Below are 17,176 nucleotides of genomic sequence, written 5' to 3'. Positions count from 1 at the left end.
TGCTGGCAGGGCGTGGCTTCCCTTAACATCGATCTTCTTTTCCCTTTCGTGATGGGGCGTTCCTGCTGGGGACGCCGTACCGGTGGGAATCACCGGTTCCCTGGAGAATTTTAAAAATGTTGATCCTGACTCGCCGGGTAGGCGAAACCTTGATGATCGGCGATTCGGTCACCGTGACGGTGCTTGGGGTCAAGGGCAATCAAGTGCGTATCGGTATCACTGCACCGAAGGATGTCGCGGTGCACCGCGAAGAAATCTATCAGCGCATCCAGCGCGGCGACGAGCCCACGTCGCATGGCGGCGGTCACGGCGATCAATCTTCCGATTGATGCGTCGAAAGGGTTTACCTGAGACCCTACAAACCGGTATCCTTCGCGCCCGGTAGCGGAATATCCGCAGCGTCCAGATCCGGAGTGATGCCCGAGCGGCTGAAGGGGCTCCCCTGCTAAGGGAGTATAGGGTCAAAAGCTCTATCGAGGGTTCGAATCCCTCTCACTCCGCCAGTGTCAAGGAAACGCCCGCAAATCAACGATTTGCGGGCGTTTTTCTTTTTCACCACCTTGGACACTCGCTTGGACACTTCCATGCGAGTAGCGCACTACCTCACCCGCGGCAAGACCGGCCGCTACTACGTTCGTTTGCGCATTCCTGCGGATCTGCAGGCGCGCTTCGGCCGCAAAGTCGTCAAGCGCAGCACCGGCACGACGTGTGATCGCGCCGCGCTTGGCTACGCGTTGCTGTTGCAGCAGCGCTATGCTCGAGCCTTCGCAGCCATCAGGAACGGCAGCATGGGATCGGAGCTGGATGAGCTCTTGAGGAGCCTGGAGGGCACGTCGTCGCTCGAACTGATCCTCAAGGACGTGAAGCTGCCGGGTGGGGCCTCGTTCGGGCAGGTGGAGATCAACGACGACAAGGACTTGTCGCTGTTCCGGCAACTGGCCGCGCAGCACTCGGTGCCCGCGCTGGCGCCGTTCCCGCCGCGCAGGGTCGTCAAGCCCATCGGCGAGGCCCGCCCTGTCGGCCTGACCCTCGCAGATGCGCGCGACAAGTATCTGGTCAGCATCCAGGGCAAGAACACCGCCAAGACCATCGTTCAGAAAACCCGGGCCCTGAAAGACCTGGAGGTCTTCGTGATGAGCCAGCGCAAGGGCAAGCGTCCCGTGTTGCTGAAGGAGCTGACGCGGACCGACTTCTCGGAGTGGTTCCTGCACGAGACCGTGCAGAAGCGGGTCATCACCTACATCACCAACCGTTTTTCGGCCTGCGCAGACTTCATCAAGTGGGCGCAAACGGCCGGCCACTACCCCCAGGGCGACAACCCGGCTTCTGGGCACGCCTCCGTGCCCAAGCAGCTGAAGAAGCAGCGGGCGAAGAGCCATGGCTCGCAGGCGTTCACCCCCGACCAGGTCAAGCGCATCTTCGACCCGGAGAACTTCAAGCAGTTGAAGGGCGACGCGGCACGGTGGCTCCCGCTCATCCTGCTCTACACCCGCGCCCGGTCCAACGAGGTTGCCCGGCTGGAGCTGGAGGATTGCCGCGAGGAGGACGGCATCCCCATCTTCCACTTCACCTGGATGGGCGAGGATAAGAGCCTCAAGACCGATGCCAGCGATCGGAAGACCCCCGTGCACCCGGACCTCATCAAGCTGGGCCTGTGGGAGCGCGTGGAGCGGCTCAAGGCCGCCGGCGAGACCAAACTCTTCCCCGAGCTCAGCTTCGACGCCAAGAACGGCCCAGCCGGCCGGACCCAGCACGCGTTCTCACGCTACCTGGTCAAGCTGGGCATCAAGGCGCGCGGCGGCGGCAGGGTGGGGCACCACAGCTTCCGGGACACCGTCATCGGCGCGCTGAAGGCGGCTGGAGTCCATCGGGAGATGCGGGAGGAATACACGGGGCACGAGCTGTCGGACCGGCAGGAGCATGCCCATGCGTATGAGACGGATTTCAGTCCGAGGGCGTTGGCTGAGGTATGCCATCCGGCGATGAGTTGGTCGATTTCCTCTGTTCTTAAATTGGATTTTTCATAATATTTATCATGCCAAGGTGGAGTAAATAATGAGTTCCAGTTCAGGAGAAAAATGCGTAGGGGTAGGGATAAAGAGAATTAATGAGTCAGGTGAGGCTACCATGGAGCAGTTATCTGAGAACCATTGGATAGTTGCGGTCCATTCTCCGCTTAACATTTTCAAGCGCTGCGCTCGCGTAGATGTTGGTGAGATAGCTGGTGATTGGGAATGGGAGGTAAATTTTGTTGACGATGAGTCCCATGTGGACCGTCAGATCGTTAATGGATTTGAGGAGGTTATATCTCAGGAGCTGGTAAACAGGGGGGTGGTTGACGCTCTGAATGGAATATCCGTTTTTGAAGTTGTATTTTATGGCCGTAACGGGGTGTTGCACATTATTCCAAGAATATATCTCGTTCTCAAAAGCTCTAGTCCAGTCGCACTATATTCGTGCTCATCACTGGCATTGGCATGGGGCGCAGCATTAGCCCTATCAAGGGGAGAGGCTCCCATGAACGTTATGAGGCTTGATGATCCGTTGCGGCCGAGACTGAATTCGACTCTGGGTGTAAAGAAGCGCTAGCTGTGGCACTTGCTGCCGGCCAGAGTCGAGGAACGCTTCCAATACTTTGGTCCTGCCACCTAGTCGAGCGCAGTGGGGCGTCGTGATAGATGTTGCTCTGCCATTGGTGAATACATACTTGCGTGGCCTCATCGGCTTCGGCTCTTGCTTCTGCGACAGGTAGGCGGGATAGCGCGGCCAAGAAGGCGCGATTCCAGAACTCTTCGATTGTCATTGCAGCCATCTCTCAGTGCGGGTAGGCTTTAATAGATCGAATTTTGGCTTTGTCAAATTACCAATGACCCAATCGTCTCTCGCTACCATCTCCAGTGCTAAATCCAAGATTCAAGAGCAGCTCCGCAAGCTTGAAGAGCAGGAGCAGTCTCTCCGCCAAGAACAGGCCGCCGCCGCTGTCGCGGAAATCACGGGCCTGCTGAGCCAATACAGCGACTACTTCACCCCGAAGCAGAAGGCCGAGCTGGCGGTGGCCGTCGGCGCCAGCAGCCCGGGCCGCGGTCCCAAGGCCGCTTCGACCCAGGCCAAGAAGGAAGTCGCCCCCAAGTATTGGTTGCCCCATACCCACGAGACCTGGAGCGGCCGGGGTCGTCCCCCGCGCGCCTTCACGGCATGGGAGGGCACCGCTGCCTACAAGCAGTGGAAGGCCAGTCACCCGGACGAGAAGTTTCCGAAGTATCCGGGCTGAGCGGCAACGGGGATGGATGGGGTTGTCCGAGAGAGTGGGGGTCTCAGACTTGCACTGAACTCGTCAGTGGCGGACAAAGCAGCGCCGAGTAGGTCGATGGACGACCGCTTGGCGCTTGGTCGTCAGGCGGGAATCTCTCAGGCGAAGAAATCCAACGTCTGTCTCAGAATTTGCAACAAAGCTCGATAAGATTGGCGCCGCCAAGGAGCTGCACGCTGCGGCTGCGGGCACCACAACTCAATCCATGCTCAAGGACGAAGCTATGCCGAACCCCTACGTTCGTGCCGCCCGCCGTTTCGGCGGTGCCTCCCTGCTGCTGCTCGCCGGCGCGATGGTCGCCTTCCCGAGTGTTGCGGTCACCCCGAAGCGGCAATATGGGCCGCCGTATGTCGGGGATTCCAGCAATGGTTCGCAATCGTTTGCAACCGTGAACGAGGCGGTGCAGTTCGTCATCGATGGCGCCATACGGGTGTGCCAGTCCAATGGATGCGAAAAACCGCCCGTCTTTACCGTGTCCTACAGCGATGGCTTTGCGGCCGCGAGCGTGTATTCCAACGGGCATTGGTGGGGCGATGTCTACGCCAACGACAAGATTTCGGGCGAAGGTCAGCCGGTCAAGAACACGGGCAGTTGCAACACCATGTGCACCGGCGGGCTGGGCCAGGCCGGCGACAACACCGGCCCGCATGGCAGTAGCGGCAACGCGGCGCTGAAGCAGGGTGGGGTGCACCGGGGCACCGCCTTCGAAGGCGATCCGATCAACACGGCCACCGGCAATTTTTTCCGCCAGGACACCGACTACGACTCGCCGACCTGGCTGACCCTGCGCCGCTTCTACAACAGCAAGACCTTCGTGACTTCTGTTGCGCTGGGCAAGCAGTGGCGTCATTCCTTCGAGCGCAAGCTGGATCTGATGCTTTCGAGCGTCGCCAATGGCGGCAGCCGTATCGATGTCCAACGGCCCGACGGTGGGGTGGAACGGTTTCGTCCTAACAATGAAGCATGGACGCCGGATCCGGACATCGCCGATAGCTTGACCGAGCGCCACGACAGCGCCGGCGTGCTGCTGGGCTACTCCCTGGCCGTGGCGGCGACCCAGCAGACCGAGATCTACGATACCGCCGGCCTGCTGCGCTCGGTCTTCGATCGCATGGGCCAGACCGTGCTGACCCTGGATTACAGCGACCTGCCGCCAGTGGCCGGCACCAAACCGCCACCGAACCTGCTGCAACGGGTCACTGATGCCGGCGGCCGCACGCTGAGCTTCGCCTACGACAGCAACAACCGCCTGCGCACCGTCACGTTGCCCGATGGCGGCACGCTGACCTATGGCTACGACAGCACCGGCAATCTGACCTCCGTGCAGTATCCGGACGGCAAGACGCGTCAATACGTCTACAACGAGGCGTCGCTCACCTCCAACAAAAGTCAGCCGACCGCCCTGACCGGCGTCATCGACGAGAAGGGCGTGCGCTTCGAAACCACGCGCTATGCCAGTAGTGGCAATGCGATTGCCTCAAGTTTCGCCGGCAACGTCGATGCCATCACGGTCGAGTATTCGGCCTCCACCTCGAACTGGGCCACCCCGGCCACGGTCACCTCGCCACTCGGCACGCAGGTCTACCTGACCTATACCGACAGCGGCTACGGGTCGCTCAAGCCGACCGGCGCTGGTGTGCCGTGTGGCGAACAATGCAACCAGCCCTGGGATGCGCTGACCTACGACGACAACGGGTATCCGGCATCGGCGACGGACTTCAAGGGCACGGTCACCAAGACCACCTATGCCGCTGGTGGGCTGTTGACCCAGCAGGTCGATGCGTCCGGCACGGCACAGCAGCGCACCACGAACACCACCTGGAACGCCGGCTTGCGTGTCCCGCTGACCCGCACAGTGCTCGATGCCGCCGGCAAGGCCGTGGCCAAGACGGCATGGGCTTACAACACACGCGGTCAGCAAACCGCGCGCTGCTCGGCCGATCCGTCGGTGTCCGCGGCCATGAGCTACAGCTGCGGCAGCGCGGCCAAGGCGCCTGCCGGCGTGCGCCAGTGGCTGACCAGCTATTGCGATACCGTCGACGGCACGCAGTGCCCACAAATCGGCCTGGTGCTGAGCCAAGACGGCCCGCGCACGGATGTCGCCGACACCACCACCTACCGCTACTACCTGACCACCGACGAATCCGGCTGTGCCAATGCCGGTGGCGCCTGCCATCGGGTGGGGGACCTGTATCAGGTGGTCGATGCGCTGGGTCGGGCCACGACCTATGTGGCCTACGACCGCAATGGCCGTCCGACGCGCACCCAGGACGCCAATGGTCTGATCCGCGACCTCACCTACACGCCACGCGGCTGGGCGGCATCGAGCACGCTGCGCGCGAACGCGGATGGCACACCGTCTGACCAGGACCAGACCACGGTCGTGGCCTACGATGAAGTGGGCAACATCAGCAAGGTGACCGACCCCGACGGAACGTTCGTCACCTACGGCTACGACGCTGCGCACCGCCTGACCGACGTGACCGATGGTGCCGGCAACAGCATCCACTACACGTTGGACGCCTCCGGCAACCGGGCCAAGGAAGACACCAAGGACGCATCCGGCACGCTCAAGCACACGCTGTCGCGGATCTACAACAAGCTCGGCCAACTGGCGACGCAGGCCACTGCCGAGGCTGATCCCACCGACTTCACCTACGACAGCAATGGCAATGTGCAGTTGGTGACCGATGCGCTCAAGCGCAAAACGCAGACCGACTACGACCCGCTGAACCGGGTCAAGCAGGCCCTGCAGGACGTTGGCGGCATCGCTGCGAAGACCCAGTTCGAATACGACGCCCTGGACCGCACCACCAAGGTCACCGATCCCAAGGGCCTGACCACGAGCTACCAATACAACGGCCTGGGCGATCTGCTCAAGCTGACCAGTCCCGACACCGGCGTGACCAGCTACACCTACAACAGCGCCGGCAACCTCGCGACCCAGACCGACGCGCGCAGCACCAAGACCAGTTACGTCTACGACGCGCTCGGCCGCCTGGCCAAAGCGACCTACGCGGATAAGGCGCTGATCGCGACCTACACCTACGATGCAAGCCAGGCCGTCTGTGCTGCCGGCGAGACCTTCGCGCTGGGGCGCTTGAGCAAGCTGCAGGACGGCAGCGGCCTGACCCAGTATTGCTACGACCGCTTCGGGCGCGTGGTGCGCAAGGTGCAGACCACCAACGGCAAGGCGCTGACCGTGCGCTATGCCTACACCAAGGGCGGCCGCCTGAGCCGGGTGACGTATCCGGACGGTGCGGTGGTGGACTACGTGCGCAATGCGCTCGGGCAGGCGACGGAAGTCGGCGTCACGGTCGCAGGTGGCACGCGGCAGAAGCTGCTCGGCGGCGCGACTTACTACCCGTTCGGCCCCAGCGCCGGCTGGTCCTACGGCAACGGCCGGCCATTGCAGCGCGTGCTCGACCAGGACTACCGCCCGCAGGCGATCCAGGACAGCCGCAGCGACGGCCTCAACATCGGCTTCGCCTTCGACCCGGTCGGCAACCTCACCGCGCTGACCGCGCCGGGCAATACGGCACCCGTGGTCAGCCTGGGCTACGACAACCTGGACCGGTTGACCGCCTTCAAGGACGGCCCGACCGGCACGGTGATCGACGGCTACAGCTACGACGCCACCGGCAACCGGCTCAGCGCCCAGGTCAACGGCGGCACCCAGACCTACAGCTACCCGACCGACAGCCACCGCCTGGCGAGCGTAGCTGGCGCTGCACGCAGCTACGACGCCGCTGGCAACACCACGGCCATCGACGGGACGGCGCGCGAGTTCGCCTACGATGCGACCGGGCGCATGAGCCAGGCCAAGCGCAGCGGCACGTTGGCAATGGAGTATCGCTACAACGACTGCGGTGAGCAGGTACGCCGCTTCCTCGGCACGACCAATACCTACACGGTCTACGACGAAGCCGGCCATTGGCTGGGCGACTACGACGGCAACGGCAAGGCGCTCCAGCGGGCCATTTGGCTCGACGACCTGCCGGTGGGCGTGTTAGCCGGCACCGCCTTGAACTATGTGCAGCCGGACCACCTCGGCGCGCCGCGGACGGTCATCGACCCGGTGCGCGACGTGGCGATCTGGAAGTGGGACATCAAGGGCGAGGCCTTTGGCAACACGCAGCCGGACCAGGATCCCGATCGCGACGGCACGGCCTTCGTGTTCGGGATGCGCTTCCCGGGGCAGCGCTATGACGGTGCGACGGGGCTCAATCAGAACTATCACCGGGACTACGATACGAGCACGGGCCGCTATGGACAGAGTGATCCGATTGGACTGCGTGGCGGAATCAGCACTTATGCTTACGTGCAAGGTAGTCCAGTAGGCTCGGTAGACCACTACGGTTTAGATACGGCAGTAATATTGTCGGGATCGGCGCCGGGAAACCCTTTCGGTCACATAGCTGTCGCGGTAACGGGGCGTGGCATTTATAGTCGAGGGACCAAGCATGACTGGGGTTCAAGTTTTGATGAATACATTTCAGATCAGCTGAGTGATAGGTTTGTGGAAGTGGTTACTCTTAAAACTACGCGCGAACAAGAAAGCGAGCTGATTGAAAAAATAAAGAGCGATGCAAAAAATCCTTACCACGTTTTTTCTAGTAATTGCGCGACAACAGTTGAGGCGGGGCTAAGCGGCATTGGCATTGATGCTGGTGACTCTATACTTCCAGGCAGCACATTCATGAACTTGTTGGGCAGTGATGCTAAGAGCGGCTATTACCTTATACCCAGGGGTGGCAGAATTCCTTCTGGTCTCTCAAGTTATAACCCAGGGCATTAATATAGGGGTGGGAAGTGAAAGTGAAAACAATTTTATTGTCGGTTTTTGTTTTTGCCATATTGGTCAATGGAGTTGGTTGCTCGGTCAGTGAAAAGGCTGTTTATGGGGGCCTGCAGGCGCTTGACCTCCAATATGCGGAAGATAAAAATGATCTGCTTGTCGCGAAGCTTGGGGATGAAGACGCTGTGCGTTTCCGAGCGGGGGAGGGGCGTGTTTGGTGGGCATTGAACCAATTGAATAAAGAAAAGGAAATTTACTCGTTCCCGGTCAATGGGTGTATCCCTGATTGCCGTGCGATTGATAAGCTGAAGGAGAGCGTGCGACTGGATGGGGATTTTGAGAAAAAAGCCTATTCGACTTGCAAGAAGTAAAGGCCATGCAAGGCGAACTCTTAGGTTTGCGTAAGAGTTTTCTGATGCTGTGATCAGCCTTCAACTGATCGCACGTCCGCGATCTTTGTGGCAACCTGTAATTGTCGTCAGTGAACCGCCCCGGGTTTTCCGGAGACCCCTTGGTTTGAGTCACGCCGACATGGAGGACTCATGGGAGTGGGAATAGTAGTTGGCCTCAGCCTCGGCCGGTGGGATATTCCCGATCGGCTCCAGCAATCGACGGTGGTTGAACCAGTCGACCCAGTTGAGCGTGGCCCACTCGACCTCCTCGCGCGTGCGCCAGGACGACATGCGATGGATCACCTCGGCCTTGTAGAGGCCGTTGATGGTCTCGGCCAGCGCGTTGTCGTAGGAGTCCCCCACGCTGCCTACCGAGGGCTCCAGGCCGGCTTCCACGAGCCGCTCTGTGTAGCGGATCGACACGTACTGGACGCCTCGGTCGCTGTGATGGATCAGGCGATCCGGGCCGAGCGGCTTGCGCGCGTAGAGCGCCTGTTCGAGCGCGTCGAGCACGAAGTCCGTCTGCATCGAGGACGACGCCTTCCAGCCCACGATGCGACGGGCGAAGACGTCGATGACGAAGGCGACATAGATCCATCCTTGCCACGTCGACACGTACGTGAAATCGCTGACCCACAGCGCGTTCGGCCGATCGGCCTTGAATTGCCGTTTCACATGATCCCGTGGGCACGGCGCCTTCGGGTCGCTCACCGTCGTGCGCACGGGCTTGCCTCGCATGATGCCCCGCAAGCCCTGCCGCTTCATCAACCGCTGCACGGTGCAGCGCGCCACGTCGAACTGTTCGCGTCGCAGTTGCCGCCAGACCTTGCGCACACCGTAGACCTTGAAGTTGTCGTCCCACACACGCTGGACTTGCGCCGCCAACGCCTCGTCGGTCTTCGCGCGTGCACAGCGCAACTGCGGATCGGCCCTGCTGGCCGCGTGCGCGTGGTAGGTCGATGGGGAGATCGGCAGCACTCTGCAGATCGGCTCGACCCCATGAACATCACGCTGCTCATCGATGAACTGCTTCATCGCTTGAAGGGGCGGTCGAGCTCCGCCTGCGCAAAATAGGCCGACGCCTTGCGCAGGATCTCGTTGACCTGACGCAGCTCGCGAACCTCGCGCTCAAGCGCCTTGATGCGCTCTTTCTCGGTGCTCGTCATCCCCTCGCGCTTGCCAACGTCGCGCTCGTGCTGCCTCACCCAGCCCCGTAGCGTCTCGGCCGTGCAACCCACCTTGGCCGACACCGACACCATTGCTGCCCATTGCGAGTCGTACTCGCCCTGGTGTTCCAGGACCATCTTCACCGACCGTTCCCGGATCTCCGGGGAGAACTTGCTTGCTCTGCTCATCGCTCCATCTTCTCAAGTAATGGAGCCTCCGGGATTCCCGGGGCGGTTCAGTTCGAGCGGAGATGCGTGTGGCCCTAGATAGCGGCCGAAGTCCACCACGAACTGCTGGCTGTAACGCGCCTTCATTTTTCCGGTCTTCCGGTTCACGCCAGCAGAGATAAGGGGAAACCGCCGAGGGGGGCACGTCGCTTTCGTGTCTTCCACGAACTCCAGGAAACCAGAGCCCAAGAGGAGCTTTGCGATGGGGATGCCACGCATGCAGCCCCGCTCCCTTGACGCTTTCCCGACTACGTCGCCTCTCTTGGGGCGACGCAGCCGTCGATCGCCTATCCGAGCAATTGATGCATGCCCTAAGCGCCGCTACAGCGCCGCACATTGCTGGCGACGGCATCCGCAATGGCGCACACTGTCTCGCGCCGCACCTTGGCGTCGCTCAGTGCTGTGGCCAATCCTTCTGAGACGGCGCAGGTTCGGTCGATGATTTGCTCCACCTCGCGAAGACGCAGGCCCAACTTAGCCGCCAGGGCTAGAAGGTGGGTTCTGCCAGGCGCGAGCGCCTCGCCCATCACCGAAGTCTGGTGGTAGCCGCCTGGGCCGGGGTTGAAGGTAAGGTCGTAGCCTGGCGCGAAGTCCCAGCGGTGCCCCTCGTTCATCCGCAGCGAGAAATTTTTCGCGTGGTCGTCCCTGTTGTTGAATACCACGTTGAACACGCATAGCCGGAATGCGGCCATGACCTCATGTGCGTTTTGGGTGAAGAAGCCGGTGGCGCGCAGCACGGTTTCATAGTCCAGGCAGGGAATCCGGAAGTCGGCATGCAGGGCGCCGGCCAGGGAATGCACAGGCACCCGCAGGTGCCCCACGCGGTCGAAACGCTGGGTGCCGAAGGCGGCGAGGTTATCGCCCAGGTCGAAATACTCGGTCGGCCCCATGACGATGCCGCACTCGCGCGCCATCTGCGCGTAGACGTGCTCAATGGCGCAGACCTCGGGGTGCTCCGATTGGGAAGGGAACTTGACTAGCCAGGGCTCGCCAGCGCCGTCGTCGTCGGTGCTCACGATGCGGGTCGTGGCGTCGAACATGACCAGCGCCTTGGGGCGGGCACCGTGCGGCGAGCCACCAGCCTGGGCCAGCATGCGCAGAGTGGCCACGTCGTCGTCGGCCACGTTTTGCGCCGCTTCCGCCAGTTGCAGCAAGCTCCAGTGGGCCGCTTCCGCACCATCGTTCTGTGGCGGGACGAACGCGAGCGCGCCCATGGCACGCTCGCCGATAAAGGCCAGACGGTCGAGGGGCGAGACGCGCGCCGGGTCCAGCCCCGCTTTGCGAAACAGGCGGTCCATCAGCAGTTGACCCCAGCCATCAGGCAGGCAGTCGTAGAGCAGGCCCGGCAGGTAGCCTATTTCCTTCGGGAACGGGCCGTAGGCCTTGGGCCGCAGCTTCAGGTGTTTCGGTGAAAACTCGATGCCGTTGGCAAGCGCGTCTGCCGAATACTCGAAGATGATCTGGCGCCCGTCGTCGGCCAGGGTGCCCAGCGGCCAGTGCTGGCCCCAGCCTTCGTAGAAGACGGTGAGCTTCTTCATGGGCGGCCCTTTGGCAGAGACTTGAGAGGATGGCGAACGCGCTGCCGCTGCGCGGCCTGCGCCTTCTCCATCGCGGCGATACTGGTTGTGGGCTTCAAGGTGAGCAGGTCGGCAAGCTCGCCGACAAGACCCAGGGCCTGGATGACGCGCACGATGGTCTCCAGGGTCGTCATGCCAGTGGACTCCAGGGTTTTGATGGCGCTGCCCGACACGCCGGCCCGCGTGGCCAGCTCAGCCTGGGTCAGGGACTGCGCGATGCGTTGGGCACGCAGGCGTTGGCCGAGGGTCTCCACAAGCTCCGGGACAGTAGCGAACGCGACATCGAACATGAGAGCGCAATTAATTTAAGGAATTTAATTATAGCCACTATAGCCATTTTTTTCAAGTAAGAGACTGAAAAAGATCCTTTAAGATATGAAAGAGGGCTTGACCCTTAATGATTTGTTCCTGAAGAACCGCCTTCCTGTGGTTGAGAGCCGTCACGCCGAGGACTTGTCCCGTTCCCGCCTGGAGAGCGAGACTCGGCCTGCGCCATCCGTTGGCCTGGCTGACTGCTGCTGGCTCAAAGGCGCGCACGGCGATGCTTACAACGCCGTGTTCTATGCCACCTGCTACAACCTGCGCTGGCTGATGCCTGGAGCGCGCTTTTAGGTGCCTGGCTCAGAGCGATCATGCCGCTGCCAATGGCGAAATCACCAGCAGCCGTCGCGGCCGTCATCCGCTGAAGGGGGTTCTTCAGAGCCGACTAAAGGCTAGCCTGACGTTTTGTCTCGCGAAATGAGACTTGCGTCACGCATCCTGACTTGGTCAGGGAGGGTCTCTGACGGATTGTTTTACCAACATCTAGCAGAAGGAGTTTGTTATGGCTGGTGGAAATTATTGGTCTGGGCAGGAATGCCCTAAGACTGGAACCTACGGGCAATACAGCGACGTAGACAATAAATACGCTGGCACTGGCAATGACCGCCATGTCCAAAAGGGGGACCGGTTCCCTCCTAGCTTGAACAACCATCACTTCCACGAGAAGTAATGAAAAAAGGGGGAGGAGGGCGTGTTCCTCCTCCCTTTTCAATGTGGCTACATCTTTCTCGAAACGCCGGTTTCTGCGTTTTCGGGATGCGGCGAAATATTACGCCCTATGGATAGAACTTCTTTTTATCCCGCAACCGCTCCTTGAACTGCCCCGCCTGATACTTCGGCAACTCAACCGACGGCCGATACAATTCCAAGGCCCGTGCTTGCTTCACGAGGATCCGGTCCGGCCGCTTGTGGAGGTAGTAGTCCTGCAGGAAAGGCACCTTTTTGCTCAGCGAATGCCCGGTGATGAGGGCGACCTCTTCCTGGGGCACGTCGCGGTTGAACCTGCTCCCTAAGAACGGACGCCAAGAAGCAGCGGGTTACGTGGCTTGCTTCAGTGTCTTGGCATAGTCGTTGGGGGACAGGTATCCAAGCGCCGAGTGCAAGCGCGTGGGATTGTAGAAGCCATGGATGTAGCTGGCGATAGCAGCGTGGGCAGCGGCCCGGGTCTCGTAGACGCCGGTGGCCTCTTCGTTTTTGAGCGTGGCGAAGAAGCTCTCGGCGACGGCGTTGTCCCAGCAGTTGCCCTTGCGGCTCATGCTCGGCACGAAGCCGTGCGTGGCCAGCGTCTTGCCGAAATCGCCGCTTGCGTACTGGCTGCCGCGGTCGGAGTGGAACAGCACGCCGGCACCGACCGGCGAGGCCGACCAGGCATTGAGGAACGCTTGCCGTACCAGATCGTCGGGCATCCGTTCGGACAGGCTGTAGCCGAGCACCTGCCGAGTCCGTAGATCGAGTACGGTGGCCAGATACAGCCAGCCCTCGCGGGTCGGGACGTAGGTGATGTCACCGGCCCAGGCCGGCACCGTGCTGTCCACCGCGAACTGACGATCCAGACGGTTCTCGGCCACCGGCCGGCCATGCCGACTGTCCGTCGTGCGCGGCGTGAAGCGGCCCTTGGTCTTGCCACGCAGCCCCTCCTCCCGCATCAGCCGGGCCACGCGCTTGTGGCCCACGGCGTGCGCGCATGCGCGCAGCGCACGGACCATGCGCGGGCGCCCGTAGGTGCCACGGCTGCCGGCGTGGAGCGTGCGCAGGTCGGCGCGCAGGGCCGCCTCCGGGTCCGGGCGATCGCGGCGGTGCAGGTCCCCATGGAAGCCGGAGACCGACACGGCCAGCACGCGGCACAACATCCGGATCGGATAGTGAGTCCGTTCACGCGCGACGAAGGCGTACCTCACTTGGACTCCCTGGCAAAGAACGCCGTCGCTTTTTTTAGGATTTCGCGCTCCATTTTGAGCGTGGCGTTCTCGGCCCGTAGCTGAGCCAGTTCGCTCTCCACCTCACTCACCGGCTTGCGGCTGGGAGAACTGCACGGCCGGCCGGCACGCGCAGCGTCCACCCAATTGCCCAACGTCTTGACCGACATGTCCAACTGACGGGCCGCCTTGGCGCGACCAATCGACTCTGCCAAGGCGATCGCCTGGGCCTTGAAATCGTCCGTGTAGCGACGACGGGTAATGCGTTGCATGGGAACCTCCAGGTTGCGATGAAAGTATCGCTTCCTGGCGTCCGTTTCAGTGGGACAGGTTCAGTGTTCGTGCGGTCCAGATCCATGGCCGCCGTGACCGTTCCTGGTTCGCGCGATGCGTGGCAGGCATCGGGGTGTTTGAGCGGTCATACGTCCGGCCGGCCAATCACTCCAACCGTCATTGCCGACGCCCAGCCGATGCATGGCTGCAGCCCATCGCGTACACGGCCCGATGCTCTGGCCGTTGCCGCCGGGCGCAAGCAACATCTGCTCGGCTTCCCACCACAGCGCGTGGTCGGCCGTCGCCAGAAGCGCTCGAACCCGGCTGCTTGCAAGGTCCTCAGTTGCGGGCGTTGTCGCGCGCCTTGCCGACTGCGCTTTGAACCTTGCCGGCGCCCTTCTGCAGTTTGCCTTCGACTTCCTTCAACTTGTTGCCGGTGACCTTGCCGACGGCTTCCTTCACGGTGCCCTTGACCTGATTCTTGGCGCCTTCAGTGCGATTCTTGTCCATCGTTGACTCCGCGGGTAGTGAGCGCCCTTGAGCGGGCATCGCCAAACTGCGCGCAGCGCGGTATGCCGCGAGTGAAGATTTGGCCAGTCAAATCTGCCGTTTAGGCGCTGGAAAGTTTGCGCGCTCAGGCGCTGCGTCGTTGCAGCACGCGCCAGCCGCTGCAATGGCTGGGTTGCCTGCAGGCGTGTGCTTTGCGTTCCGCCAGCCTTGGACAAGGCTGGCGGCGACCATGTGCGGCCTTCTTGCTTTTCGCGGCCGTGGACGCTCGATACGAGTGGCGCGATGACGGCGCGCCTATGCGCCGTCTTCGCGTCCCGAAGTCTGCGCTCGGGTTGCGCTGCCGCAGGTGGCGCCGCGGCGCATGCGATAACCGGCTTGCTGTTCCCGGCTAGGCCTGTTTTCACTTCAAGCAGGCTGCGGCACCTGGCATTCGAACACGCTGACGCTGCGCGGCGGGGCCAGGAAGTCGCTGGCGCCGGCGGGCATGCTGTCGATCTGCAACGCCTCATCGGTGGAGAGCACCAGCTTCCAGTGCAGTTCCTCCTCGGACGCGGGCAGGGTGAAGTTCACCCCTTCGTGGTAGGCGTTGACGACGATGAGCAGCGTGTCGTCGTTGGCCAGTTCCTTGACCCCGGAGGTCTGCGCCTTGCCTTCCAGCAGCAGCCCGACGGCGCGTGCGCCGGCATCGGTCCAGTGCGCGTCCTCCATTTCCGCGCCGCCTGGGTTGAGCCAGGTCAGGTCGCGCACGCCGGCCTGCTCGTTGTACTGGCCGTTGAGGAAGCGCCCGCGGGTCAGGATCGGATAGCGCTTGCGCAATGCGCTCAGCGCCTGCACGAACGCGGTCAGCCGGCCCTCGGTGGGGTCGTTGTGCCAGTCGAGCCAGGTGATCTCGTTGTCCTGGCAATAGGCGTTGTTGTTGCCGCCCTGGCTCTGCGCGCGTTCGTCGCCGGCGAGCAGCATCGGCGTGCCTTGCGCCAGCAGCAGCGTGGCCAGCAGGTTCTTCATCTGCCGCTCGCGCAGTTGCAGGATCCCGGCGTTGTCGGTCGCGCCTTCCTCGCCATGGTTGCAGGAGCCGTCGTTGGACGAGCCGTCGCGGTTGTCCTCGCCGTTGGCGTCGTTGTGCTTTTCGTTGTAGCTGACCAGGTCGCGCAGGGTGAAGCCGTCGTGCGCGGTGATGAAGTTGACCGAGGCCCAGGGCCGGCGGCCGCGGCGATCGAACAGGTCGGCCGAGCCGGTGAAGCGGGTCGCGAACTCGGCGAGCATGCCGTCGTCGCCCTTCCAGAACGCGCGGGCGTTGTCGCGGAACTTGTCGTTCCACTCCGACCAGCCCGGCGGAAAATGCCCGACCTGGTACCCGCCCGGGCCGCAGTCCCACGGCTCGGCGATCAGCTTCACTTCCGACAGCAACGGGTCCTGGTTGCACGCATCCAGGAAGCCGCCGCGCTGGTCGAAGCCGGTGGGTTCGCGGCCGAGGATGGTGGCCAGGTCGAAGCGGAAGCCGTCCACGTGCATCTCGCCGGCCCAGTAGCGCAGCGAATCGTTGACGAACTGGATCACCCGCGAGTTGCTCAGGTTCAGCGTGTTGCCGGTGCCGGTATCGTTGATGTAGTAGCGCTTGTCTTCGGCCAGGCGGTAGTAGCTGGCGTTGTCGATGCCGCGGAACGACAGGGTGGGGCCCAGTTCGCTGCCTTCGGCGGTGTGGTTGTAGACCACGTCGAGGATGACCTCCAGGCCCTGGCGGTGCATGGCCTTGACCATGTCGCGGAATTCGTCGCGGTGGCCGCTGGCCAGGTAGCGCGACTTGATCGCGAAGAAGCCCAGGGTGTTGTAGCCCCAGTAGTTGCGCAGATCCTTGTCGAGCAGGTGCTGGTCGTCGAGATAGGCATGCACCGGCAGCAGTTCCACCGCGCTGACGCCCAGTTCCTTGATGTAGCGCAGCACCGGTTCCTGGGCCAGGCCGGCGCAGGTGCCGCGCAGCTCCTGCGGTACCTGCGGATGGCGCATGGTGTAGCCGCGCACGTGCGTCTCGTACACCAGGGTGTCGCTCCACGGGGTCAGCAGCCGGGCGTCGTCGCCCCAGTCGTAGGTGTCTTCGACGACCACGCACTTGGGCATGAACGGGGCGCTGTCGCGCTCGTCGAAACTGAGGTCGCCGTCCGCGTGGCCGACGGTGTAGCCGTACAGTTCGTCGGCCCAGATCAGGTCGCCCTCGATCTCGCGGGCGTAGGGGTCGAGCAGCAGTTTGTTGGGATTGAAGCGATGGCCCTCGCTGGGCGCGTACGGGCCATGCACGCGGTAGCCGTAGCGTTGGCCGGGCTTCGCGTCGGGCAGGTAGCCGTGCCAGATCTCGTTGGTGTATTCGGGCAGATCCAGGCGCGTTTCCGTGCCGGATGCGTCGAACAGGCACAGCTCCACACGCGTGGCGTGCGCCGAGAACAGGGCGAAGTTGGTGCCCTGGCCGTCGAACACGGCGCCGCGGGGGAAAGGGCGGCCCTGGCGGATGCGCGAGGGGGTGGCGTAGACGGCGCTGGTGGGGTGTCGCATCGGTGCAGGGCTCTTGGCCGGCACGCCGGCGTGGGGAAAGAGCGCAAGCATTGACGCGGAGGCCGTGCAGGACGCGTCATGGCCTGTCGAGGGCGACGTGAGAGCACCAAGGTGATGCGGCGCGCAAGGCGATGCGGCGCG

The 17,176-nt window shown here is 62.5% G+C and carries 15 protein-coding genes, 1 tRNA gene, 1 pseudogene and 1 other annotated feature; of the genes and pseudogenes, 8 read left to right on the top strand and 9 right to left on the bottom strand.

What is annotated here, in order from left to right; all coding sequences use genetic code 11:
• The first annotated feature begins 116 nt into the window (after window positions 1-116).
• The 7 genes from csrA (at window position 117) to NRY95_12615 (ending at window position 8,479) form a co-directional block, all read left to right on the top strand.
• Window positions 117-329 carry a carbon storage regulator CsrA gene (gene csrA / locus NRY95_12645; protein ID UYC14594.1) on the top strand — a complete coding sequence of 71 codons (213 nt, stop codon included), beginning with the start codon at window positions 117-119 and terminating at the stop codon, window positions 327-329.
• A gap of 81 nt (window positions 330-410) precedes the next feature.
• Window positions 411-503: transfer RNA gene (locus NRY95_12640), tRNA-Ser, on the top strand.
• 69 nt (window positions 504-572) lie between these two features.
• Window positions 573-2,027 carry a site-specific integrase gene (locus NRY95_12635; GenBank protein ID UYC14593.1) on the top strand — a complete coding sequence of 485 codons (1,455 nt, stop codon included), beginning with the start codon at window positions 573-575 and terminating at the stop codon, window positions 2,025-2,027.
• Window positions 2,028-2,055: 28 nt separating this feature from the next.
• The gene (locus NRY95_12630) at window positions 2,056-2,589 is read left to right on the top strand and encodes a hypothetical protein (GenBank protein ID UYC14592.1); all 534 of its coding nucleotides are present in this window, start codon (window positions 2,056-2,058) and stop codon (window positions 2,587-2,589) included.
• A gap of 277 nt (window positions 2,590-2,866) precedes the next feature.
• Window positions 2,867-3,271 carry an H-NS histone family protein gene (locus tag NRY95_12625; GenBank protein ID UYC14591.1) on the top strand — a complete coding sequence of 135 codons (405 nt, stop codon included), beginning with the start codon at window positions 2,867-2,869 and terminating at the stop codon, window positions 3,269-3,271.
• Window positions 3,272-3,515: 244 nt separating this feature from the next.
• Complete coding sequence (locus tag NRY95_12620) at window positions 3,516-8,108, top strand: DUF6531 domain-containing protein (protein UYC14590.1); 4,593 nt, start codon at window positions 3,516-3,518, stop codon at window positions 8,106-8,108.
• A 14-nt stretch (window positions 8,109-8,122) separates the two neighbouring features.
• On the top strand, window positions 8,123-8,479 hold the full coding sequence (locus NRY95_12615; GenBank protein UYC14589.1) for a hypothetical protein: 357 nt from the start codon (window positions 8,123-8,125) through the stop codon (window positions 8,477-8,479).
• Between the two features lie 150 nt (window positions 8,480-8,629).
• Here the strand turns inward: NRY95_12615 and NRY95_12610 are convergent.
• The 4 genes and pseudogenes from NRY95_12610 to NRY95_12595 all read right to left on the bottom strand — a co-directional run bounded on the left by NRY95_12610 (window position 8,630) and on the right by NRY95_12595 (window position 11,761).
• Window positions 8,630-9,855 (bottom strand): IS3 family transposase gene (locus NRY95_12610; protein UYC14588.1). Its coding sequence is split into 2 segments (ribosomal slippage): window positions 8,630-9,570 and window positions 9,570-9,855, totalling 1,227 coding nucleotides; the frame shifts between segments, so codons are not numbered across the junction.
• Window positions 9,461-9,577, bottom strand: a sequence feature (AL1L pseudoknot). (Overlaps the previous gene by 117 nt.)
• Window positions 9,856-9,930: 75 nt before the next feature.
• Window positions 9,931-10,171 (bottom strand): annotated as a pseudogene (locus NRY95_12605) (integrase).
• A 34-nt stretch (window positions 10,172-10,205) separates the two neighbouring features.
• A complete protein-coding gene (locus NRY95_12600; protein UYC14587.1) occupies window positions 10,206-11,432 on the bottom strand; it encodes a type II toxin-antitoxin system HipA family toxin in 1,227 nt (408 codons plus the stop codon).
• Window positions 11,429-11,761 (bottom strand): helix-turn-helix domain-containing protein, encoded by a 333-nt coding sequence (locus tag NRY95_12595; GenBank protein UYC14586.1) that lies wholly within the window; start codon window positions 11,759-11,761, stop codon window positions 11,429-11,431. The genes NRY95_12600 and NRY95_12595 overlap by 4 nt, the downstream gene beginning before the upstream one ends.
• Window positions 11,762-11,846: 85 nt before the next feature.
• Between NRY95_12595 and NRY95_12590 the strand changes: the two genes are divergently transcribed.
• Window positions 11,847-12,083, top strand: coding sequence for a hypothetical protein (locus tag NRY95_12590; GenBank protein UYC14585.1), 237 nt, complete (start codon window positions 11,847-11,849; stop codon window positions 12,081-12,083).
• Between the two features lie 485 nt (window positions 12,084-12,568).
• On the opposite strand, the gene NRY95_12585 is transcribed toward NRY95_12590, so the two are convergent.
• From NRY95_12585 to glgX, 5 genes are all read right to left on the bottom strand, one after another.
• On the bottom strand, window positions 12,569-12,781 hold the full coding sequence (locus tag NRY95_12585; GenBank protein ID UYC14584.1) for a hypothetical protein: 213 nt from the start codon (window positions 12,779-12,781) through the stop codon (window positions 12,569-12,571).
• A 48-nt stretch (window positions 12,782-12,829) separates the two neighbouring features.
• A complete protein-coding gene (locus NRY95_12580) occupies window positions 12,830-13,690 on the bottom strand; it encodes an IS3 family transposase (protein UYC14583.1) in 861 nt (286 codons plus the stop codon).
• The gene (locus NRY95_12575; protein UYC14582.1) at window positions 13,687-13,980 is read right to left on the bottom strand and encodes a transposase; all 294 of its coding nucleotides are present in this window, start codon (window positions 13,978-13,980) and stop codon (window positions 13,687-13,689) included. Before NRY95_12575 ends, NRY95_12580 begins: the two co-directional genes overlap by 4 nt.
• Before the next feature lie 340 nt (window positions 13,981-14,320).
• Entirely contained in the window at window positions 14,321-14,491 is a 171-nt protein-coding gene (locus NRY95_12570) for a CsbD family protein (protein UYC14581.1), read from the bottom strand.
• A 405-nt stretch (window positions 14,492-14,896) separates the two neighbouring features.
• Complete coding sequence (glgX, locus tag NRY95_12565; protein UYC14580.1) at window positions 14,897-17,035, bottom strand: glycogen debranching protein GlgX; 2,139 nt, start codon at window positions 17,033-17,035, stop codon at window positions 14,897-14,899.
• Window positions 17,036-17,176 lie beyond the last annotated feature (141 nt).

It is taken from the genome of Xanthomonas campestris pv. phormiicola (assembly GCA_025666215.1).
GTDB classification, from domain to species: domain Bacteria; phylum Pseudomonadota; class Gammaproteobacteria; order Xanthomonadales; family Xanthomonadaceae; genus Xanthomonas_A; species Xanthomonas_A campestris_A.
Note: the sequence above shows the minus strand (reverse complement) of the source record. Positions and strands in the feature narration are given on the sequence as shown.